Below are 21,682 nucleotides of genomic sequence, written 5' to 3' on the forward strand. Positions count from 1 at the left end.
GGAGGATTTTGATGCAGCCAGTGACGACGAACACCAATATTCCGGTGCATTTATTTCAAACGAAGCAGTTTAAAACGACGGCTGTCATTATGCAGTGCCGCGCCCCGCTGTCCGAACATACCGCAGCGGGCCGGGCGCTGCTGGCCAGAGTGCTGAAAAAAGGGAGCCTGCGCTACCCGTCGCAGTCCCATATAAAAGAAAAGCTCGATGACCTGTACGGCGCCACGTTCAGCGTGGACGTCGGCAAACGCGGCAATTACCATGTGATGAGCTTTCGTATGGAATTTGTCAACGAACAGTATCTTCCGGCGCAGGAGGACCTGTTTGCCGAAGCGACCGCATTTTTAGCGGAGATGGTGCATGCACCGCTCGCAGAGAACCGCGCGTTCAACCCGAAAATTGTCGAGGAGGAAAAACGGACGCTGCTGCAGAAAATCAATACGATTTATGATGAAAAGGACCGCTACGCCAACATGCGTCTCGTACAGGAAATGTGCAGCGCAGAAGCGTATTCGGTGCATCCGCTCGGCGATGCCCATCGGATGGAGGCACTCGATGAACAGAAGCTCTACGACGTATACGAGCAGTTTCTCGCGGAAGACGCGATTGATGTCTACGTGGTCGGCGACGTGGAGTCGTACGACGTTGAGGCAGTCACAGGCCCGTTTCCGGAACGAAGCAGCCTGCCGCCGGTCGAAGACGGCGCAGAACGTCCGCCGCGTGTGCGCTACGTGGAAGAGTCGGATGACATTCACCAGGGCAAGCTGCAGCTCGGCTACCGGACGACGATTACCCAGGACGATCCGCAGTTTGCCGCGATGCAGGTAACGAACGGCCTGTTCGGCGGCTTTCCGCACTCGAAGCTGTTTCAGGAGGTGCGTGAAAAACGGAGCCTCGCCTATTACGCTGCTTCCCGCTACGAAAGCCAGAAGGGACTGGTCATGGTGATGACCGGCATTGAAAAGGAGCAGTACGAGCAGGTGAAAGAAGTGATCGGTGAACAGCTGCAGGCGCTGCAGCAGGAGCCCGTCTCTGAGGAACTCCTGGCCCAGACAAAGGGTATGCTTATCAACCAGATCCGCGAGACCACCGACGCCCCGGGCGGGCTGGCTGCCCTTCATTTTCAGGGTAAAATGGCGGGCCGCGTCCGTCCGATTGAAACATGGATTGAAGAAATTGAGCAGGTGAGCGCAGAGGACGTGCTTGCATGCGCGAATTCAATCGTACTTGATACCGTATTTTTCCTACACGGAAAGGAAGATGAAGATGCAGAAACAACAGTATGATCAGCTGCAGGAAACCGTCTACTCGGAGGTCATGCCAAACGGCCTCCGGGTGTACGTGCTTCCGAAGCAGGGATTCAGTAAAACGTTTGCCACCTTTACGACCGACTACGGCTCCATCGACAACGCCTTCGTGCCGATCGGGCAGAAGCAGAGCGTGCAGGTGCCGGACGGCATCGCTCATTTTCTGGAGCATAAAATGTTTGAAGACGAAAAAGGCGACGTATTCGACACGTTCGGCAAACAGGGCGCTTCGGCCAATGCGTTCACGTCCTTCACGCGTACGGCGTATTTGTTTTCAAGCACCGATGATACCGCGGTGAATCTGCATACGCTGCTCGACTTTGTGCAGCATCCGTATTTCACCGAGGAGAGCGTGGAAAAAGAAAAGGGCATTATCGGCCAGGAAATCAGCATGTATGACGATGATGCCGACTGGCGCCTGTTTTTCCAGCTGCTCGGCAATCTGTATCACCGCCATCCGGCCCGGATTGATATTGCCGGCACGGCCGAGTCCATCAGCCGGATTACAAAGGATGACCTTTACACGTGCTATCATACGTTTTACCATCCGGCGAACATGATTTTATACGTGGCCGGCGCGGTGGAGCCGCAGGAGATTTTTGAACTCGTGCGAAGCAACCAGGCGCAGAAGGAATTTACACCGATGGATCACGTGGAGCGTATTGAAGTGGATGAGCCGGCGACGGCGCTTCATTCCAAAGCGGTCGAAAAGATGAGCATCCGCCTGCCGAAGGTGCTTCTCGGCTACAAGCTGTCGCTTCACAGCGAAACGGACAACCTGCTTTATCAGGAAGCCCGGCTCGAGCTGCTGCTTGAAACGCTGTTCGGGGAAGGCTCAGAGGCGTATGAAACGCTGTACTCTGAAGGGCTGATCGATGACAGCTTTTCAAGCGAGGCGATGATTGAGCGTTCGTTTTCACTCGCGGCGTTTGGCGGCAACACGCCGAAGCCGGAAGAAACCGAGGCCCGGATTCTGGACATTATCGAGCACGCGCAGACCGACGGTATGGACGAACGCCGCTTTGAACGGATGCGCAAAAAGCTGCTCGGCCAGCTCGTCAAGCAGCTGAATTCCACCGAGTTTCTCGCCACCGAAGGCACACGCTACGCGTTTCACGGCGCTTCGGTTATGGACGCGGTGGAGATCATGCAGCAGGTGACGTTTGACGATATTTCCAACCTGCTGGAGAGCGAATTCCGCATCGACAACCGAACGACATCCATTATCGACCAGAAGGCTGAAGCAGATGCCTGACTGGACGCTCGTTACCGGAGCAAGCGGAGCGATTGGAGGAGCAGCAGCCGAACGGCTCGCTGCCTCCGGCCGCCCGCTTCTGCTTCATTATTGCAGGGGAAGTGAACGCGCAGAACAGACAGCGGAGCGCTGCCGCCAGAACGGACAGCAGGCAGAAGCAGTCTACGGGGATCTTGCCACCGAGGCAGGCCAGGAGGCATTTATGGCCCGGCTGCCGAAAAATATTGATACTTATATTCATGCTGCAGGCATGGAGGAATACATACTGTTTCAGGAAACCACCTACAAGCACCGAAATGCCATTATTCAGACAAATGCGATGAGCGCGATGGCTGTCAGCCGTGCTCTTCTTCCGGAAATGCTCACCGCCAGGCGCGGGACAATCGTTTTCATAAGCTCCGTCTGGGCCCGGGAAGGGGCAGCAATGGAATCCACCTATGCAGCGGCGAAGGGCATGCTTGAATCCTTCACCCGGTCGCTCGCCAAAGAAACCGGCCCGTCCGGGGTGCGCGTAAATGCCGTGGCACCGGGGGCGGTCGCCTCTCCGATGCTCGGCCATTTAACGGAGGAAGAACAGCAGGACGTCGCCGGGCGTGTATCGCTTGGGCGGATCGGTACGCCGGAGGAAGTGGCCGGCGCGATCGCGTTTTTATGCTCGAAGGATGCCGCTTACGTGCACGGGGAAGTGCTCCGCGTGGACGGTTTATTTCCGTCCTGAAACCCCCGTCGTCTGCTGTTCAAATGGGAAAAAATGACGTACAATAAAAGCAGTAGAGCCAAAGAAGGGGGACGTCTGATGGCTGGCAACGAATGGTACGTGGAATACGAAATTCATCAAAACCGCCCCGGCCTGCTCGGGGATATTTCTTCGCTGCTCGGTATGCTTGCAATCAATATCGTGACCATCAACGGGGTGGAGGGCAACCGCCGGGGGCTGCTTCTGCGCTGCGACAGCTTTGACCGCATCCAGCGGCTTCGCGCCATCCTTGATACGATTCAGATCATTTCCGTGCGTAAGGTCAAACAGCCGGGGCTTCGCGAACGGCTCGCTGTCAGGCACGGGCGCTACATTGAGCGCGATGCCGATGACCGGAAAACGTTCCGTTTCGTTCGTCCGGATCTCGGACTCCTCGTCGATTTTATGGCCGAGCTGTTCAAAAAGGATCGTCATTATCTTGTCGGTATCCGGGGGATGCCACGGGTTGGAAAGACCGAATCGTTGGTGGCCGCGAGCGTATGTGCCAATAAACGCTGGACGTTTGTGTCATCGACGCTTCTGCGCCAGACGATGCGCACCCAGCTCGGCGACGACGAACGAACAAACAGCCACGTGTTTATTATCGACGGGATTGTCACCACGATGCGTGCGGCGCGGAAACATCGCGATCTGGTGGAGGAGATCATGCGGCTGCCCGCAGTCAAAGTCGTGGAGCATCCGGATATCTTCATCCGCGAAACGTCGTATACGGCGGATGATTTTGACTGCATGATTGAGCTCAGAAATGATGAAAGCCAGGTGATCTCGTACGATACAGTGGATTCCGGCTTTTCGTCGTTTGATATTAGTTAACGCGAAAGAGGCAGGTGAGCCGTTATGGCAGAGTTAGGACCGTACCTTCGCGGTGAACGCGAGCGCCAGGGAGCAAGCCTCGAGCTGATGCAGCAGCGCACGAAAATCCAGCGAAGGTATTTGCAGGCGATTGAAACCGGTGATTACGGGGCGCTGCCGGGGGCTTTTTATGCCCGGGCGTTCATCCGCAGCTACGCCGAAGCGCTCGGCCTGAACGCCGAGGAGGTTTTCCAGCAGTATGGCCATGAACTCCCGGCGCCAAAGCAGCAGCCGACAGAGATGCCGTCGCGGGCGTCAAGACAGCAGACGCGAAGCAGAAGCCAGCAGAAGCGGCCGCAGCAGAAACAGAAAAAAACATCCTTCCTGCCCTCTATTTTTGCGCTTATTTTTCTTCTTATCATCGGGGCAGGGATCTGGGTGTTATTCCAGAATGTAAGCAGCGATACAGAGACCCAGCAGCAGAGCAACGAAGGAACCGGCGTCCAGTTTGAGTCCGGGTCTCCGGAAGAAGACAGCGGAGCTGCAGAGGAGAGTGCAGAAAGCACTCCGGAAAACAACGGGGGCTCCGGCGGGGGAGAAGACGAAAATGCTGAAGAAGAGGAAAGCCAGGACACCGATGTGCAGCTGGAGGAGACCTCCTCGGACGGAGACAATTCGTCGTACGACGTGATCGGGGCGGAAGCGTTTGAGCTTACGATGAGCTTCAGCGGCAACTCCTATGTGGATATAACGGATGCAGACGGCGAGATGCTCGATATGTTTGCAGAGCAGGCCGAGGGAGATGAGCTTGAAGAAACGTACGAGGCAGAAGAAATCACCGTCAATGTCGGCAACACGAACAACATGGAGCTGACTGTCAACGGCCGGGACTTTTCCTATCCTTCAGATGGCACCCAACAGGTTATTACGTTTACGGCAGTGTCAGAAGAATAAATCCGGCCTTCGCTTCTGAAATGTTCAGAACGAAGGCTTTGCTTTGCCATAAACAAATTGTGCGTTTTGTTCCATGAGAAAAAAAGATATGTGATACAATATGAAAGACTGGAATGTGGACGGAACAGCACGATTTGCAAGTAGGAGGACGCCCATGAACTTACCTAATAAAATTACAATTGCCCGTGTGTTGATGATTCCGTTATTTGTGATCGCCGTTCTGGTGCCTTTTCCGTTTGGCACCTGGCCGGTAGGGAATGCCGATCTGCCGGTGCATCACTTCATCGGCGCGGTCATCTTTGCGATCGCGGCCGGCTCCGACTGGCTCGACGGCTATATTGCAAGAAAGTACAGCCTGGTGACCTCGTTTGGCAAATTTCTGGACCCTCTCGCGGACAAGCTGCTCGTTACGGCGGCACTGCTTGTGCTGATTGACATTTCCATGCTTGCGTCCTGGATGGCCATTATTATTTTAAGCCGCGAATTTGCGGTTACCGGCGTCCGGCTGGTGGCTGCCGGGGAAGGAAACGTTATCGCAGCAAGCGGACTCGGAAAATGGAAAACCACATTCCAAATGGTTGCTATCGTGGTGCTCTTGCTTCATCACTTTCCATTTTCCTATGTCGGCTTCCCGGCGGGTGACGTCCTCATGTGGATTGCTGTTATTTTAACCATCATATCCGGCGTTGATTATTTCTGGAAAAACCGCGCCGTGATTATGAAGACGATGTAAGCTGTATCGGAGGAACGTGTAATGAACGCTGAAATTATTGCAGTAGGAACAGAGCTTCTGTTGGGCCAGATTGCCAACACGAACGGCCAGTATTTATCGAAGGAATTAGCTTCCCTCGGGGTGAATGTTTTCCGCCATACGGTGGTCGGGGACAATGAAGCCCGGATGCATGAAGCCATCGGGGAAGCCTCCGAACGGGCGGATATCGTCATCCTGACGGGTGGTCTCGGACCGACGCAGGACGACATTACGAAAGACGTGGTGGCCGGCTTTACCGGCCGGAAGCTGCTCGTGCACGAAGCATCAGCGCAAAAGATCAGGGACTATTACGACCGTACGGGCCGGGAGATGCCTGCGTCCAATATGCGCCAGGCACACTACGCAGAGAACAGCACGGTGTTTTTTAACCAGAACGGAATGGCCTGCGGGATGGCGGTCGAAGAAAACGGCACGCATTACGTTTTAATCCCCGGGCCGCCCCGGGAAATGAAATCCATGTACAAGTATGACGTTGAGCCTTACGTGGCGGCGCTTGCCGGCAGCGGCAGGCTCGTTTCGTCCCGGGTGCTCCGTTTTTACGGCATCGGGGAATCCTCGCTCGAGGAGGAGCTGCAGGATTTGATCGAAGCCCAGACGAATCCGACGATCGCCCCTCTGGCCGGCGACGGCGAAGTTACGCTCCGGCTGACGGCTGCTGCCGCGACGGAAAACGAAGCCGTGAAGATGATTGACGGCGTGGAGAAGCAGGTGCTTGGCCGTGTCGGGGAGCATTTTTACGGCTATGATGACGATTCGGTCTTTAACCATACCGTGGATGTACTGAAAGAGCGCTCCCAGACGATCGCTTCGGCAGAAAGCCTGACCGGCGGCTGGTTTGCGAAATCCATCGTGGATATCCCAGGCGCCTCGAGCGTATTTCAGGGCTCGGTCACGACGTATTCCAAAGCGGCCAAGCAGCACATTCTCGGCATTGACCGGCCGCTGCTCGACGAGGAGGGCGCCGTGAGCGCAGCCTGCGCAGAAGCAATGGCTGAAAAAGTGAAGGAAAAATTCAACACCGACGTCGGTATTTCATTTACCGGTGTCGCCGGGCCGGACCGTGACGAAGGGAAGGAGCCCGGACTCGTCTGGATAGGAATTTCCGGACCGCAGGGAACGATCTCAAAACAAATTCACATCGCCGGCACCAGGGATCGTGTCCGCTTTATGGCTTTATATGAAGGGTGCCGATTGTTATGGAAAGAAAAGGTGGTAGAAAATGACAACATTCAATGATTTTCAAATGAAGGACGAAATTAAGCAGGCTGTACGTGAGATGGGCTTTGAAGAGCCATCCCCGGTGCAGGAAAAAGCGATTCCCGATGCCCTCGAGCAGAAGGATCTGATCGGACAGGCGCAGACCGGTACCGGTAAAACGGCAGCGTTTGGCATTCCGATTTTAAATAAAGTGACCGAGGAGCCGCACGTGCAGTCAATTATCATTACTCCGACCCGCGAGCTGGCCATTCAGGTATCGTCGGAAATCCAGAAGCTCTCCAAGCATTTAAACATCCGTTCGCTGCCAATTTACGGCGGCCAGTCGATCGGCCATCAGATTAAAGCGCTCAAGCAGGGCGTGCAGATTGTCATCGGTACGCCGGGCCGGGTGCAGGATCATCTTCGCCGCAAAACGCTGCAGCTCGACAAAGTTAATACTGTCGTGCTCGACGAAGCGGACGAAATGCTCGACATGGGCTTTGTGGAAGACATTGAAGCGATTTTAAAACAGGTGAACGTCGACCGGCAGACGCTGCTGTTCTCAGCGACGATGCCGCCGGCGATCCGCAAGCTGTCGAAAAAATACATGGTGGACCCGGTGACGGTATCCATCAACAAAAGTGAAGTAACGGCGCCAAACATCGAGCAGTCGTACTTTAAGGTGCTCGAGCGCAACAAGCAGGATTCGCTCTGCCGGATTCTTGACGCGCGCGACCCGGACCTCGGCATTATTTTCTGCCGCACGAAAAAAGGTGTGGCGGATCTGACGGAAATTCTGCAGGCAAGAGGCTACCTTGCAGACGGGCTGCACGGGGATCTGACCCAGCAGCACCGCGACGCCGTTATGAACAAATTCCGCAATGGGGCGATCGAATTTCTCGTCGCCACAGACGTTGCCGCACGCGGCATTGACGTTCAGAATGTAACGCACGTGATCAACTACGACATTCCGCAGGATCCGGAAAGCTACGTTCACCGTATCGGCCGTACAGGCAGAGCCGGCCGCAAGGGCGAAGCACTGACGCTTGTGACGCCGCGCGAAATGAAGCACCTGCGTTCGATCGAATCGGAAATTAAAATGTACATTCCGTCGCACCGGGTGCCGACCATCGAAGAAGTGGTGGAAAAGCAGCAGGAAGCGTGGAAGCGCCAGATCGCCTCGCAGATGGAGGAGGAGTCGGAGCTAAGCCTCTTTAATGAGATTACAGATGAGCTTCTAAACGAATATGATCCGAAGGACGTCGTCCGCTCGCTGATGAAGCTGAACTTTGCCTCCACGGTGAGCGAATCCGAAGAAGGCAGCGGCTTCGGTGAAACCGGCGGCGCCCGCGGTATGACAAGATTCTTTATCAATGTCGGCCGCAATGTGAACATGACGCCGAAAATACTGATTGAAGAAATTTCGAACGCGGTCGGTATTCCCGGCAAGTCGATCGGCAAAATTGATATTTTTGATAAATTTACCTTTGTGGAAGTACCGCAGGACAGCGCACCGTTTGTGTATGAAGCCCTCCGGCACGCACGCATTAACGGCACGCGCGTGAACCTCGAGCCGGCGAAGCCTCGTCCGGCCCGTCCGAACCGGAACACGCAGCGCCAGTCCCAGTAATCCGTTCGCTCTTCAGCGGCAGCCGCCGCTGAAGAGTTTTTTTACCGTCAGCCTGGCAGCGGCAGGGCGTTTCGGGCAAAAGAAAAAACACGAATAAATGTTCGCATATCTGTTGGCAAACCGGACAAAAAAAGATATAATGTAGAAAGCAGGAAAACAGCGGGAACGCTTCCTGAACAACAGCAGGCATGTATGGATACGTTCTTCGTGGGGAAGAGAGTATCTGTTTAATAGTATATATCCTTGAAGGAGAGATAAGATGAACGAAAGAAAAGCCGCATTGGATCAAGCACTGAGCCGCATCGAAAAACAGTTTGGCAAAGGGTCGATCATGAAGCTCGGCGATCAGACCGACCGCCGCATTTCCACCATTTCCACCGGCGCCCTGGCCGTAGATATTGCCCTCGGGGTCGGCGGCTATCCGCGCGGACGTGTCGTGGAAATTTACGGCCCGGAATCCTCCGGTAAAACGACAGTGGCTCTGCACGCCATTGCTGCGGCCCAGCGCGACGGGGGCACAGCAGCCTTTATCGACGCGGAGCACGCGCTGGATCCAAGCTATGCACGGGCTCTTGGCGTTAACATTGATGATCTGATTCTTTCCCAGCCGGACACGGGCGAACAGGCACTTGAAATTGCCGAAGCGCTTGTACGAAGCGGCGCAATCGACATTCTCGTCATTGATTCTGTAGCTGCGCTCGTGCCGAAAGCAGAGATTGAAGGCGAAATGGGCGACAGCCACGTCGGCCTGCAGGCACGTCTGATGTCCCAGGCGCTGCGGAAGCTGTCCGGGGCGATCAGCAAATCGAACTCGATTGCCATGTTTATCAATCAGATCCGTGAGAAAGTCGGCGTCATGTTTGGCAGCCCGGAAACAACTCCCGGCGGCCGTGCGCTGAAATTCTACTCCTCGGTGCGTCTTGAAGTGCGCCGGGCAGAAACGCTCAAGCAGGGCAACGAAATGGTCGGTAACAAAACGAGAATCAAAGTGGTGAAAAACAAAGTAGCACCGCCGTTCCGTCAGGCGGAAGTGGATATTATGTACGGCGAAGGCATTTCGCGCGAAGGTTCCATTCTCGATATCGGTGCTGAGCTCGACATCGTGCTTAAAAGCGGCGCATGGTACTCCTACGAAGGCGAACGTCTCGGACAGGGACGGGAAAACTCGAAGCAGTTCCTGAAGGAAAATGAAGCAACGGCCGCGGCGATCGAACGGAAAATCCGCGACCATTACAAGCTCGACGACATCCAGTCCGAACCGGAAGAGCCGGAAGAAGAACCGGAAGCTCCGGCGGAATCCGGACTGCTTGCTGAAGAGGAAGAAACAGCAGATACGAACCGTTAAATCAACGCCAGGGCGCCGGAATTCCGGCGCCTTTTTTCATTCGGAAAAAGGTCCGGGGGGAGCAGCAGCGCACGGAACTCCTGCCGGGCGGGCAGAGAAAGCAGGAGGACAGGCGGGAAGAAAACGGTGTCAATCCCTATAAAAACAGGGATTCCTGCCAGTGAGCTTTCTTGACAGCGCCATGCGGTAAAGATACAATAAAGAAGTGGAACGTTTGTTTTGTTCCGCACTTCGATGAGCGTATTAATTCGCAAGCAGAACAATGCGGACACGAAAAAGAATCATCAATGCAACTTTCGCAACAACCGAAAGTGAACAATCAGATAGCAAGAGGAGGTGACATGTATGAACACTGCAATCATCTCCATTTTGCTTGTTATCGGTGCATTGATAGTTGGTTTGATTGGATATTTTGTCCGAAAAGCGATTGCCGAAGCGAAATTCAAAAGCGCCGAGCACGAAGCCGGCCAGATTGTGAAAGAAGCTGAGCGGCAGGCAGAGACAATCTTAAAAGAATCGCGGTTGGAAGCTAAAGACGAAGCACATCAAATTCGGGCAGAAGCAGAGAGCACTCTGAATGAACGAAGAAATGAAGTTCAAAAACAAGAAAACCGCTTGATGCAGAAGGAAGAGACCCTTGACCGAAAAAGTGAGACGTTGGACAAAAAGGAAGAATCCTTGGAGCGTAGAGAGGAATCTCTCTACGAAAAACAACAACAGGTTGAGGAAAATAACAGCAAAGTGGAGGAGATTCTCGCCAAACAACAGGAGGAACTTGAACGTGTTTCCGGAATGTCGCGGGAGGATGCCAGAGAGCTGATCCGCCGCGAGACCGAACAGGAGATGGAACACGAAACGGCGCTTCTGATCAAAGAACGGACAGAAGAGGCCAAACAAGAAGCCAACAAAAAAGCGAAGAATATTTTATCCCTCGCCCTGCAGCGCTGCGCTGCCGACCATGTCGCCGAAACGACGGTGTCTGTGGTGAACCTGCCAAACGATGAAATGAAAGGGCGGATCATCGGCCGCGAAGGACGCAACATCCGGGCGCTTGAAACGTTAACCGGTATTGATCTTATTATCGATGATACCCCGGAAGCTGTCATTCTCTCCGGCTTTGATCCGATCCGCCGCGAGGTGGCGCGCATTGCGCTTGAACGCCTCGTGCAGGACGGCCGCATTCATCCGGCACGTATCGAAGAGATGGTCGAAAAAGCACGCCGGGAAGTGGATGAGTTCATCCGCGAATACGGCGAAGAAGCAACGTTTGAAATGGGCATCCACGGGCTGCATCCGGATCTTATGAAGATTCTCGGACGCCTTCACTTCCGGACAAGTTACGGCCAGAATGTGCTGAAGCACTCGATGGAAGTGGCGCATTTGACCGCGCTGATGGCTGCCGAACTCGGGGAAGACGAACAGCTGGCCCGCCGCGCCGGACTGCTTCACGACCTCGGGAAGGCCATCGACCATGAAGTCGAAGGAAGCCACGTGGAAATCGGCGTCGAGCTCGCTAAGAAATACAAAGAGCACGAGGTCGTCGTCAACAGTATCGCTTCCCACCACGGGGATACCGAAGCGACCTCTGTGATTGCTTCCCTCGTCGCGGCCGCAGACGCGCTGTCCGCGGCCCGGCCGGGAGCACGCAGGGAGACGCTTGAAACGTACATCCGCCGTCTGGAACGGCTCGAAGAGATTTCGGAATCCTTTAAAGGAGTCGAGAAAACCTTCGCCATCCAGGCCGGACGCGAGGTGCGGATCATGGTGAAGCCGGACGTGGTGGACGACCAGCTGGCACCGCAGCTGGCACGCGACATCACGAAACGGATCGAGAGTGAATTGGATTATCCGGGACATATCCGCGTAACGGTGATACGGGAGACCCGGGCAGTAGATTATGCAAAATAAAGCGGTGAGTGCCACCGCTTTATTTTTTTATGCTTAGATGCATGAAGAAAGGAAGACATTTATATGAAATTTTTATTTATCGGCGACATCGTCGGCGCTCCAGGACGGAAAATGGTGGAGGAGTATCTGCCGCGCTTAAAGCGCAGGTACCAGCCGACCGTTACAATCATGAACGGCGAAAACGCGGCGCACGGCAAAGGCATTACCGAAAAAATTTACAAGCAGCTGCTCGAAGCAGGCGCGCAGGTGATCACGATGGGCAACCATACGTGGGACAACCGGGATATTTTCGAGTTCATTGACGATGCCAAAATGATGATCCGTCCGGCCAACTACCCGGCGGGAGTGCCTGGCGAAGGCATTAAATACCTTCGTATTAACGACCAGGAGGTGGCAGTCATTAACCTGATCGGGCGGACGTTTATGGGCAATCCGAATGACGATCCGTTCCGGAAGGCCGACGAGCTTGTAACGGAGGCGTCCGCGCGCACCAACTTTATTTTCGTAGACTTTCACGCTGAAACGACGAGCGAGAAGCAGGCGATGGGCTGGTTTTTAAGCGGCCGGGTGAGCGCTGTTGTCGGCACCCATACCCATGTGCAGACAGCCGACGACCGAATTCTCGACGGCGGGACCGCCTTTTTATGCGACGCCGGCATGACCGGGCCGAGCGACGGCATTCTCGGCATGGAGCGCGAAGCGATCATACGAAAGTTTCAGACGAATCTGCCCACCAAGTTTGAAGTGGCCGAAGGGCGGGAACAGTTAAATGGAGTCGCTGTGAAAGCGGATCCGAAAACCGGAAAAGCGATGACGATTGAACGCATCCGCATTGACGAATCCCACCCATTTTTCGAATAAAAAAGAATATTTAGAAAAAAGCAGGAATCTGGCCCTTCTTTCATGAATTATGCCTAATACAATGGCGTTACCATTGATCCTACGCAGGGAGGTACTAGAAATGGAAGTATTAAAAGTATCCGCTAAATCCACTCCAAATTCTGTCGCAGGTGCCTTAGCCGGAGTTATTCGTGAAAAAGGAGCCGCAGAAATCCAGGCGATCGGGGCCGGCGCGATCAACCAGTCCATCAAGGCGATAGCCATTGCCAGGGGGTTTGTGGCGCCGAGCGGCATCGATCTGGTCTGCATTCCCGCTTTTACCGATATTGAAATTGACGGCGAAGAACGAACGGCGATAAAATTAATTATTGAGCCCAGATAGACGTTTTTCGCCGCATCCGGCGGCGCCCAGGCGCTGCCGGCAATTCTATACATATCACCGGCCGGTGGTACTTGGAGACGTCCCTGCGGCGTCTTTTTGTATGCCGGCAGACCATGAGAGGAGAATACCAATGAAACAACTGATTCAGACGCTAAAACGCATCGACCGCAAGGGCTACAAAGCCTATAACGATATTAAAGGGACCCACGAGTTTTCGGATTTCAAGCTGCATATGGACCACGTGCAGGCCGACCCGTTCGCCAGTCCCTCCCGTGCCCGGGTGACGCTTTCACGCAAAGCGCTCGACCTCGGCCCGGAGGTCGAGGAAAGTGACGCGCGCCGGGTGGCGGCCATCGACTTTTTCGCCCTTGTCATGCAGCAGGAGCTGAGCAAACAGAAGGGCAAGCCCGGCATTATTATCGACGGCCCCGGCCAGGAAATGATCGACCGCACAGCCGTGAAGCTGTCGAAGGATCACCTCGAAATCCGGCTGTCGATCCACCTGCCGGCGAGAGGCCGTACGATCCAGGGGCAGGAAGCGATTGAGCGGCTCACTAAACAGCTGCCGGAGGCGGTCCAGCGTGCCGTGCAGCAGTACTCCGGGCAGAAGCTGACTGCCCAGCTCGAGCTCGCCGACCAGCAGCAGGCCGTGCGCCGATATCTGGAGGACAACGACTGCATCGCGTTTGTGGCCAACGGCTCGGTGCTTCCACGCGCAAGCGGCGTCAGCAACCGCCCGATGAGCGGCAAGGAGGTAATCTCGTTTCAGTCGCCGAAGGAGCGCGAAGTGACGATTGAGCTTCCGCACGGCGGGCCGATTACCGGCATGGCAGTGCCAAAGGGCGTGACGATCATTGTCGGCGGCGGCTACCACGGCAAAAGCACGCTGCTTGAATCGATTGAGCGCGGGGTATACAACCACCGCGCCGGCGACGGCCGCGAGTTTGTGATCGCCGATCCGAGCGCCGTGAAGGTGCGTGCCGAGGACGGCCGCTCGGTGACCGGTGTGAACATCAGCCCGTTTATCGCAAACCTGCCGGCCGACAAGGACACCTCGTTTTTCACGACCGAAAATGCGAGCGGCAGCACGTCGCAGGCGGCGAATATTATGGAGGGCCTCGAGGCAGGAGCCGGGACACTTCTAATCGATGAAGATACGAGCGCGACCAACTTTATGATCCGTGACGCCCGCATGCAGGCGCTTGTTGCCAAACGCAAGGAGCCGATCACGCCGTTTATTGATAAAGTGCGCGCGCTTTATGACGATGAAGGCATTTCCACGATTCTCGTCGTCGGTGGAGCAGGAGATTATTTTGACGTGGCGGATTATGTTATCATGCTTGAGGAGTACGTGCCGTATGATGTGACTGAAGAAGCACGCCGGATTGCCGGCGAGCACCCGACCAACCGGGCGAAGGAAGCCGGTGAGGCATTCGGGGCCCTGACCGGACGCCGTATTGCGGTGAACCGCTTTGACGCGCGTAAGGGCAAAAAGGAAAAGGTGAGCGGCAAGGGCCGCGATACGGTCATGTACGGAGCGGAAACGATCGACCTGAGCGCGGTCGAGCAACTGATTACCGGCAGCCAGACGAATGCGATTGCCGAAGCCATCCGCCACGCGAGCCGGCAGTTCGAACAGCCGGCGCCGCTTCCGGAGGTGCTCGACTACATCGAGCAGACGATCGACAGGCAGTCACTCGACGCGCTCTCACCGTTTAAAAACCAGCATCCCGGGGACATGGCGCGTCCGCGGCGGTTTGAAATCGCGTCGGCCATTAACCGCTACCGTCCGCTCCGCGTCGAACGGTGATTTGAGTTTTAATGGTTTTCGGCTTATAATATGAAACGACTACAAAAATCACGGGCGGCGCGTCCGCCCGTACCTATAGAGAAGGGAGAGACCACCGTGACTGATAAAAAGCAAACGGATACGTCTGAACAAACGACTCCGGCGGTCGATCCGGCATACGAAAAATACTTTGATTTTTCCAAAGCCGAAGTGGAAAGCAACGAGGACGGCAAACAATACATGAAAATTGGCGGCCGGTCGATCGTGATCAACGACCAGCCCGACCATAAAGCAGGACGCAAGCGGACGAAGCAGGACGCGTCGGTTCACTACGATTTTGACATACCCGAGGATATGCGGGGCATCGGCTACGGCAAAAAGTACCTGATCCGCACGTACGGCTGCCAGATGAACTACCATGATACCGAAAACATGGCTGGCATTCTTGAAGAGATGGGCTTTGCCGAAACGAAGGACACCGAGGAGGCGGACCTCATCTTTCTGAACACGTGCGCGATCCGCGAAAACGCGGAAAACAAAGTGTTCGGCGAAATCGGCCACTTAAAAGCGCTCAAGCGTGAAAAGCCGGAGCTGATGCTCGGCGTGTGCGGCTGTATGTCGCAGGAGGAAAACGTCGTGAACCGCATCATGCAGAAGCACCAGCACATCGACATGATTTTCGGGACGCACAACATCCACCGCCTGCCGGAGCTTCTTCGCGACGCCATCCAGGGCAAGGAGATGGTGATCGAGGTCTGGTCGAAGGAAGGCGACGTCATCGAAAACATGCCGAAAAAACGCGCCGGCGGCACGCAGGCATGGGTCAACATCATGTACGGCTGTGACAAATTCTGCACGTACTGCATCGTGCCGTATACGCGCGGCAAGGAACGGAGCCGCCTGCCGGAGGACATTATCGCCGAGGTGCGCGACATCGCGCGCCAGGGCTACAAGGAAATTACGCTGCTCGGGCAGAACGTGAACGCCTACGGCAAGGACCTCGGGCTCGACTACGGGCTCGGCGAGCTCATGAACGAGCTGCATAAAATCGACATTCCTCGCATCCGGTTTACGACAAGCCACCCGCGCGACTTTGACGACTACCTGATCGAGGTGCTCGCGCAGGGCGGCAACCTCGTCGAGCATATCCATCTGCCGGTGCAGTCCGGCAACAGCGACATGCTCAAGCTGATGGGGCGCAAATACACGCGCGAGGAATACGTCGAGCTCGCCCGCAAAATCAAAACGGCGATTCCGCACGCGTCGTTTACGACCGACATCATCGTCGGCTTCCCGAACGAAACGGAGGAGCAGTTTGAAGACACCATGTCCCTAATGCGTGAGATGGACTACGACAGCGCGTTCACCTACATCTACTCCCCGCGCGAGCATACGCCGGCGGCGAAGATGGAGGACAACGTGCCGATGGACGTGAAAAAAGAGCGGCTCGCCCGCCTGAACGCGCTCATGGGCGACATTTCGAACCGCCGCAACAAAGAGCTCGAAGGCCAGGTACTTGAGGTGCTCGTCGAGGGCGAAAGCCGCAAAAACGCCGACGTGCTCTCCGGACGGACGCGCACGAACAAGCTCGTGAACTTCCGGGCGCCGAAGGACGTTATCGGCGAAGTCATCTACGTCCAAATTGATGAAGCCAAAACGTGGTCGCTCGACGGCCATGTTGTGGAATTCGCGGAGGTGTAAGCAGATGGCCTACACGAAAGAAGAAGTGATGCAGGAAGCCGGGCGCCTCGCCGAACGGCTGAAGGAAACCGAGGAAGTGGACTTTTTCATCCGCGCCGAGACGCAGATTAACGACAACGTACGGATCCAGAACCTGATCCAGGAAATCAAGGACAAGCAGAAGCAGGCGGTTAACTTCCAGCACTACGAAAAAACGGAAGCGAAGCGTCAGGTGGAAGCGCAGATTAACGACCTGCACGAAGAGATTGAAAACATTCCGATCGTCGGGCAGTTCCGCCAGAGCCAGACCGAGGTTAACTACATTCTGCAGTTGATCAGCGACCAGATCACTGCCTCGATCTGGGAAAACGAAGACGGCGACAACAGCAGCTCATAAAAAGAACCGCTTTCCGTTTCACGGGAGGCGGTTTTCTGCTTGTCGGGCTTTTATAAATTTCACATACCATAATTTAGTTTCTTCTTAAACAGTGATATAATATGAGGGACAAATCGCAGAACGCTTCCCGTTGGAGAAGCGAACGGAACGATGTACAATAAACAGGCAGTGAAACAAACATAACGGAGGCTTTTTGATGCCAGAGACAGATACACCGATGATGAAACAGTATAAGGACATAAAAGCGGCCTATCCGGACGCCTTTTTGTTTTACCGGCTCGGCGACTTTTACGAAATGTTCTTTGAGGACGCGGAGCTTGCCGCCCGTGAGCTCGAGATCACGCTCACCAAACGCGGCCAGAAGAACGAAAATGACATCCCGATGTGCGGGGTGCCGTATCACTCCGCCGAAGGGTATATTGCCACGCTGATCGAAAAAGGGTACAAAATTGCGATCTGCGAGCAGGTGGAGGACCCGGCCAAAGCGAAAGGCGTCGTGAAGCGCGAGGTGGTGCGCATGATTACCCCGGGGACGATCATGGAAGGGCGCGCCCTTGACGAAACGGAAAACAACTTTCTCGTCGCGATAGTGCCGAACGGAACGGAAACGGCGTTTGTGAAGGCGGATCTCACGACCGGAGAAACTGCCGCGGCGCTTCTCTCCGATGACGTCGGCGAATGGCAGCGCGAAATGACGACCGCGCATCCGAAGGAAATCATCGTGCCGGAGGAGCAGAAGGGCGTCATGGCCGACATGTACCGCGGCATGATTTCGACCGGGGCGGTGCCGGAGCTGAAGCCCGAATGGGAAGCACTCACCGGTGAACTGCACAGCGACACGCTCCAAAACGGAGCGGCGCTTCTGCTCGGCTACGTGGAGCGCACCCAGCAGCGGTCACTCGGTCACCTGCAGCCGTTTACGGTGTACGAGCCGAACCGGACGATGCAGCTGGACATGCATTCGAGGCGGAACCTGGAGCTGACGGAGACGATGATGGGCAAAACGAAGGACGGGTCGCTTCTCGGCGTGCTCGATCGTACCGTCACCGCGATGGGCTGCCGCAAGCTGCGGCGCTGGATCGAGGAGCCGCTTCTCTCCCGTGCGGCGATCGAGGAGCGCTACGGCATGGTGGTTTCGTTTGCGGAAAATTTCTTTGCCCGGGAGGACCTGCGGGAGCATCTGCGCGACGTGTACGACATTGAACGGCTCGCCGGCAAAGCCGTGTACGGCAACATTAACGCCCGCGAGCTCGTGCAGCTGCGGCGGACGCTGCAGGCGGTGCCGGCGATTGCCGACCTGCTCGGGGGCATGAACAATCCGGCCATCAACGAACGTCTGGTGGACGTCTCCGCCTTTCAGGAGCTTGAGGAGCTTCTCGACCGGAGCCTCGTCGACGATCCGCCGTTTGGCGTCCAGGAGGGCGGCATGTTCCGCTCCGGCTTTCATGAGGAGCTCGACCAGTACCGAGAGGCGGGCCAGAACGGCAAGCAGTGGATCGCGGAGCTTGAGCAGAAGGAACGTGCCGAAACGGGCATCAAGTCGCTCAAGGTCGGCTACAACCGGGTCTTCGGCTACTATATTGAAATCACCCGGGCCAACACCCATCTGATTCCGGACGGGCGCTACGAGCGCAAGCAGACGCTCACGAACGCCGAGCGCTACATCACGCCGGAGCTGAAGGAAAAGGAAGACCTGATCCTCGGCTCGGCGGACCGCGCCGTCCAGCTCGAGTACGAGCTGTTTCTCGACCTGCGCGAACGCGTCGCGGGCTACGTGCGTCCGCTCCAGGAGCTTGCGGATCTTTTGAGTGAAATGGATGTGCTGCAGAACTTCGCCCACGTGAGCGAGCGGCTCGGCTACGTCCGGCCGGCCTTCAGTACGGACAAGACGCTTTCCGTCCGCGGCGGCCGTCATCCGGTCGTGGAGACAATGCTCACCGCCGGCGAATTTGTGGCAAACGACACCCACATGGACGAGCACGGCATGCTGTTGATCACGGGGCCGAACATGGCCGGTAAAAGCACAGTCATGCGGCAGGTGGCGCTGATTGCGATCATGGCGCAGATCGGCTGCTTCGTACCGGCCGAGGAGGCGGAGCTGCCCGTGTTTGACCGGATTTTCACCCGCATCGGGGCGGCCGACGACTTAACGAGCGGCCAGAGCACGTTCATGGTGGAAATGAAGGAAACCCAGCAGGCGTTGCTGAACGCCTCGGCTGACAGCCTGATTCTGCTCGACGAAATCGGTCGCGGCACCTCCACGTATGACGGGATGGCGCTCGCGCAGGCGATTATGGAATACATTCACGAGCAGGTCGGAGCAAAGACGCTTTTTTCCACGCACTACCACGAGCTGACCGTGATGGAGGACCACCTGCCGGCGCTTCGGAACGTGCACGTGCGGGCGGTGGAGGAGGACGGCGAAATCATCTTCCTGCACAGGGTGGAGCCGGGCAAGGCCGATCGCAGCTACGGCATTTACGTGGCCAAGCTCGCCGGGCTGCCGCCGCAGGTGATCGAACGCTCCGAGACGATATTAAAAAGCTTTGAGGAGCAGAAAACCGCCGCGTACGCAGCGCCGGACGAAGCCGCCCCGACCTCTGCAGAGACCATCAAGGAACCGGACGAGCCCGAGCAGCTGGCGCTCTTTTCCATTGATGACGGCAGCGCCCGTGCGAAAGAAATCATGAGCGAGCTGAAGCGGACCGACGTGCTCCGCATGAGCCCGATCGAAGCGATCGAAAAGCTGTACCAGCTCCAGCAGTACGCGAACGAGGAGGAGGAATAAGCGGTGACGTATGTAAAAAAACTCCCGGACGGCCTTGCCAACAAAATCGCGGCGGGGGAAGTCGTCGAACGGCCCGCCTCGGTCGTGAAGGAACTCGTGGAAAACGCGATTGACGCCGGGGCCACAACCATTCACGTGGACGTCGAGGAGGGCGGGCTTTCGCTTCTCCGGGTGACCGATAACGGCCGCGGCATGGACCAGGAGGACGCGGAGCTTGCCTTCGAGCGCCACGCGACGAGCAAGCTCGCCCGGGAAAAGGATCTGTTTCAGATTGAGACGCTCGGCTTCCGGGGTGAAGCGCTGCCGAGTATCGCCGCGGTCTCGAACGTGACGATGGAAACCGGGGACGGCCGCGAAGCGGGAGTGCTCATCCGCTACCAGGGCGGCAAGCGCATTGCCTGCACCTCGTCCAAAAGCCGTCGCGGTACGCAGGTGGAGGTGCGCGACCTGTTTTTTAACACCCCGGCCCGGCTTAAATACGTGCGGACGATGAACACCGAGGTGGCAAACGTTGCCGACGTGATGAACCGGCAGGCGCTCGCGCACCCGGAGGTCAGCTTCCGGCTGTACCACCACGACAAGCAGCTGCTTCTCACGAACGGAAGCGGTAGCCTGCAGCCGGTGCTTGCGGCTATTTATGGCCGCCAGACGGGGCGCGACATGCTGTACATCGAGGCGGAGACGGACGACTATCGGGTGAGCGGCTGGATCGCGAAGCCCGAGACGTACCGCGCTTCGCGCCAGTACATGTCCACGTTTGTGAACCACCGCTACATCCGGCATTACCCGCTCACAAAAGCGATCGAGTCGGGCTACCATACGCTGCTTCCGATCGGCAAGCACCCAATCGCGGCACTGCATATCGAGATGAACCCCGGGCTGATTGACGTGAACGTGCATCCGTCCAAGCTCGACGTGCGCGTGAGCAAGGAGGAGGAGCTGCTGCAGCTGGTCGAACAGGCGGTGCGGGAGCGTCTCCAGCAGGAGCGTCTCATTCCGGCCGGCGACCAGAAGCGGGCTAAATCAGCACCGGCGACCGAACAAATGAACCTGGCCTTTACCGAACCTGCGCCGTCCCCGTCCCCAGCGCCGCGGAGGGAAGAACCATCCGTCCCGGACGAGCCGGCGCCCGCACCCGGGGACCATGCCTCTGCCCACGAGGCGTCGTTCAGTGATGCTGCCCCCGCCGAGGAGCCGGAAGCGGAAACGGTGTTTGAGCACGCGGACACGTGGCCTGAAGAGCGGGAGGCGCCTAAGCCGGAGCCCGAAGCCCCGGCAACGGAGAGCAATGGCCCGGAGCTGCCAGAGCTGCGCCCGATCGGCCAGTTTCACGGCACGTACATTCTCGCGGAAAACGAAGACGCGCTGTACATGATCGACCAGCACGCCGCGCAGGAGCGTATTTTTTACGAATACTTCCGGGTGAAAATCGGCGACGTGGACAAGGATGTGCAGCAGCTGCTCGTGCCGATTCTGCTTGAGGTGACCAAAGAGGAAGAAATCCTTATCAGCGAACGCCAGAGCGATTTTGAAAACATCGGCATTTTCCTCGAGCCGTTCGGCGGCCAGACGTTCCGGGTGCACGCGCATCCGACCTGGTTCCCGGCCGGCGACGAAGAAGGCGTTATTCGCGAATGCATCGAAGAAGTGAAAAACAACAAGCGTATCAGCGTGCATGAGCTGCGTGAGGAAGCGGCCATTCTGATGTCGTGCAAGGCGGCGATCAAGGCGAACCGCTACCTGACGAAGGACGAAATCCAGGCGCTCGTCGACCGGCTGCGCACGTGCGAGAGCCCGTACACGTGCCCGCACGGCCGCCCGATCATCATTCACTTTTCCGACTATGACATGGAAAAAATGTTCAAGCGCATCATGTAGCTGTACAGAAG

At 56.5% G+C, this 21,682-nt stretch carries 17 protein-coding genes; all 17 read left to right on the plus strand.

Features of this window, described 5'->3' with window-relative positions:
* Window positions 1-11: 11 nt before the first annotated feature.
* The 17 genes from yfmF (at window position 12) to mutL (ending at window position 21,671) form a co-directional block, all read left to right on the plus strand.
* Entirely contained in the window at window positions 12-1,286 is a 1,275-nt protein-coding gene (yfmF, locus tag ACTRXI_RS00815; protein ID WP_474260570.1) for an EF-P 5-aminopentanol modification-associated protein YfmF, read from the plus strand.
* Window positions 1,267-2,562 carry an EF-P 5-aminopentanol modification-associated protein YfmH gene (yfmH, locus tag ACTRXI_RS00820; RefSeq protein WP_474260572.1) on the plus strand — a complete coding sequence of 432 codons (1,296 nt, stop codon included), beginning with the start codon at window positions 1,267-1,269 and terminating at the stop codon, window positions 2,560-2,562. Before yfmF ends, yfmH begins: the two co-directional genes overlap by 20 nt.
* Window positions 2,555-3,280, plus strand: coding sequence for an elongation factor P 5-aminopentanone reductase (gene ymfI / locus ACTRXI_RS00825; protein WP_474260574.1), 726 nt, complete (start codon window positions 2,555-2,557; stop codon window positions 3,278-3,280). The genes yfmH and ymfI overlap by 8 nt, the downstream gene beginning before the upstream one ends.
* A gap of 78 nt (window positions 3,281-3,358) precedes the next feature.
* Window positions 3,359-4,132: a DUF3388 domain-containing protein gene (locus ACTRXI_RS00830; protein WP_322524716.1), complete on the plus strand. Its 774-nt coding sequence runs from the start codon at window positions 3,359-3,361 to the stop codon at window positions 4,130-4,132.
* Window positions 4,133-4,156: 24 nt separating this feature from the next.
* On the plus strand, window positions 4,157-5,065 hold the full coding sequence (locus tag ACTRXI_RS00835; protein WP_474260576.1) for a RodZ domain-containing protein: 909 nt from the start codon (window positions 4,157-4,159) through the stop codon (window positions 5,063-5,065).
* A gap of 154 nt (window positions 5,066-5,219) precedes the next feature.
* Complete coding sequence (gene pgsA, locus ACTRXI_RS00840) at window positions 5,220-5,798, plus strand: CDP-diacylglycerol--glycerol-3-phosphate 3-phosphatidyltransferase (RefSeq protein ID WP_474260578.1); 579 nt, start codon at window positions 5,220-5,222, stop codon at window positions 5,796-5,798.
* A 21-nt stretch (window positions 5,799-5,819) separates the two neighbouring features.
* Window positions 5,820-7,073, plus strand: coding sequence for a competence/damage-inducible protein A (locus ACTRXI_RS00845; protein WP_474260580.1), 1,254 nt, complete (start codon window positions 5,820-5,822; stop codon window positions 7,071-7,073).
* A complete protein-coding gene (locus ACTRXI_RS00850) occupies window positions 7,057-8,664 on the plus strand; it encodes a DEAD/DEAH box helicase (protein WP_474260582.1) in 1,608 nt (535 codons plus the stop codon). The genes ACTRXI_RS00845 and ACTRXI_RS00850 overlap by 17 nt, the downstream gene beginning before the upstream one ends.
* A 259-nt stretch (window positions 8,665-8,923) precedes the next feature.
* Window positions 8,924-10,009 carry a recombinase RecA gene (gene recA, locus ACTRXI_RS00855; protein WP_298784446.1) on the plus strand — a complete coding sequence of 362 codons (1,086 nt, stop codon included), beginning with the start codon at window positions 8,924-8,926 and terminating at the stop codon, window positions 10,007-10,009.
* Between the two features lie 345 nt (window positions 10,010-10,354).
* A complete protein-coding gene (gene rny / locus ACTRXI_RS00860) occupies window positions 10,355-11,917 on the plus strand; it encodes a ribonuclease Y (RefSeq protein WP_474260584.1) in 1,563 nt (520 codons plus the stop codon).
* A gap of 63 nt (window positions 11,918-11,980) precedes the next feature.
* Complete coding sequence (locus tag ACTRXI_RS00865; RefSeq protein WP_474260586.1) at window positions 11,981-12,778, plus strand: TIGR00282 family metallophosphoesterase; 798 nt, start codon at window positions 11,981-11,983, stop codon at window positions 12,776-12,778.
* A gap of 100 nt (window positions 12,779-12,878) precedes the next feature.
* The gene (locus ACTRXI_RS00870) at window positions 12,879-13,139 is read left to right on the plus strand and encodes a stage V sporulation protein S (protein WP_022792833.1); all 261 of its coding nucleotides are present in this window, start codon (window positions 12,879-12,881) and stop codon (window positions 13,137-13,139) included.
* 100 nt (window positions 13,140-13,239) lie between these two features.
* Window positions 13,240-14,949, plus strand: coding sequence for an ABC-ATPase domain-containing protein (locus ACTRXI_RS00875; protein WP_474260588.1), 1,710 nt, complete (start codon window positions 13,240-13,242; stop codon window positions 14,947-14,949).
* A 96-nt stretch (window positions 14,950-15,045) separates the two neighbouring features.
* Complete coding sequence (gene miaB / locus ACTRXI_RS00880) at window positions 15,046-16,629, plus strand: tRNA (N6-isopentenyl adenosine(37)-C2)-methylthiotransferase MiaB (RefSeq protein ID WP_079476224.1); 1,584 nt, start codon at window positions 15,046-15,048, stop codon at window positions 16,627-16,629.
* 4 nt (window positions 16,630-16,633) lie between these two features.
* Window positions 16,634-17,005, plus strand: a complete 372-nt coding sequence (locus tag ACTRXI_RS00885) for a YlbF/YmcA family competence regulator (protein ID WP_474260590.1) — start codon at window positions 16,634-16,636, stop codon at window positions 17,003-17,005.
* Window positions 17,006-17,201: 196 nt separating this feature from the next.
* The gene (gene mutS, locus ACTRXI_RS00890; protein ID WP_474260592.1) at window positions 17,202-19,793 is read left to right on the plus strand and encodes a DNA mismatch repair protein MutS; all 2,592 of its coding nucleotides are present in this window, start codon (window positions 17,202-17,204) and stop codon (window positions 19,791-19,793) included.
* Window positions 19,794-19,796: 3 nt separating this feature from the next.
* Window positions 19,797-21,671 carry a DNA mismatch repair endonuclease MutL gene (gene mutL / locus ACTRXI_RS00895; RefSeq protein ID WP_474260594.1) on the plus strand — a complete coding sequence of 625 codons (1,875 nt, stop codon included), beginning with the start codon at window positions 19,797-19,799 and terminating at the stop codon, window positions 21,669-21,671.
* The last annotated feature ends 11 nt before the right edge of the window (window positions 21,672-21,682 follow it).

The organism is Marinococcus sp. LNHM4E3-1 (genome assembly GCF_056034405.1).

Excerpts from the sequence above, each read along its gene's own strand:
- yfmF (WP_474260570.1), top strand. The coding sequence starts at position 12 with ATGCAGCCAGTGACGACGAACACCAATATTCCGGTGCATTTATTTCAA.
- yfmH (WP_474260572.1), top strand. The coding sequence starts at position 1,267 with ATGCAGAAACAACAGTATGATCAGCTGCAGGAAACCGTCTACTCGGAG.
- ymfI (WP_474260574.1), top strand. The coding sequence starts at position 2,555 with ATGCCTGACTGGACGCTCGTTACCGGAGCAAGCGGAGCGATTGGAGGA.
- ACTRXI_RS00830 (WP_322524716.1), top strand. The coding sequence starts at position 3,359 with ATGGCTGGCAACGAATGGTACGTGGAATACGAAATTCATCAAAACCGC.
- ACTRXI_RS00835 (WP_474260576.1), top strand. The coding sequence starts at position 4,157 with ATGGCAGAGTTAGGACCGTACCTTCGCGGTGAACGCGAGCGCCAGGGA.
- pgsA (WP_474260578.1), top strand. The coding sequence starts at position 5,220 with ATGAACTTACCTAATAAAATTACAATTGCCCGTGTGTTGATGATTCCG.
- ACTRXI_RS00845 (WP_474260580.1), top strand. The coding sequence starts at position 5,820 with ATGAACGCTGAAATTATTGCAGTAGGAACAGAGCTTCTGTTGGGCCAG.
- ACTRXI_RS00850 (WP_474260582.1), top strand. The coding sequence starts at position 7,057 with ATGACAACATTCAATGATTTTCAAATGAAGGACGAAATTAAGCAGGCT.
- recA (WP_298784446.1), top strand. The coding sequence starts at position 8,924 with ATGAACGAAAGAAAAGCCGCATTGGATCAAGCACTGAGCCGCATCGAA.
- rny (WP_474260584.1), top strand. The coding sequence starts at position 10,355 with ATGAACACTGCAATCATCTCCATTTTGCTTGTTATCGGTGCATTGATA.
- ACTRXI_RS00865 (WP_474260586.1), top strand. The coding sequence starts at position 11,981 with ATGAAATTTTTATTTATCGGCGACATCGTCGGCGCTCCAGGACGGAAA.
- ACTRXI_RS00870 (WP_022792833.1), top strand. The coding sequence starts at position 12,879 with ATGGAAGTATTAAAAGTATCCGCTAAATCCACTCCAAATTCTGTCGCA.
- ACTRXI_RS00875 (WP_474260588.1), top strand. The coding sequence starts at position 13,240 with ATGCCGGCAGACCATGAGAGGAGAATACCAATGAAACAACTGATTCAG.
- ACTRXI_RS00885 (WP_474260590.1), top strand. The coding sequence starts at position 16,634 with ATGGCCTACACGAAAGAAGAAGTGATGCAGGAAGCCGGGCGCCTCGCC.
- mutS (WP_474260592.1), top strand. The coding sequence starts at position 17,202 with ATGCCAGAGACAGATACACCGATGATGAAACAGTATAAGGACATAAAA.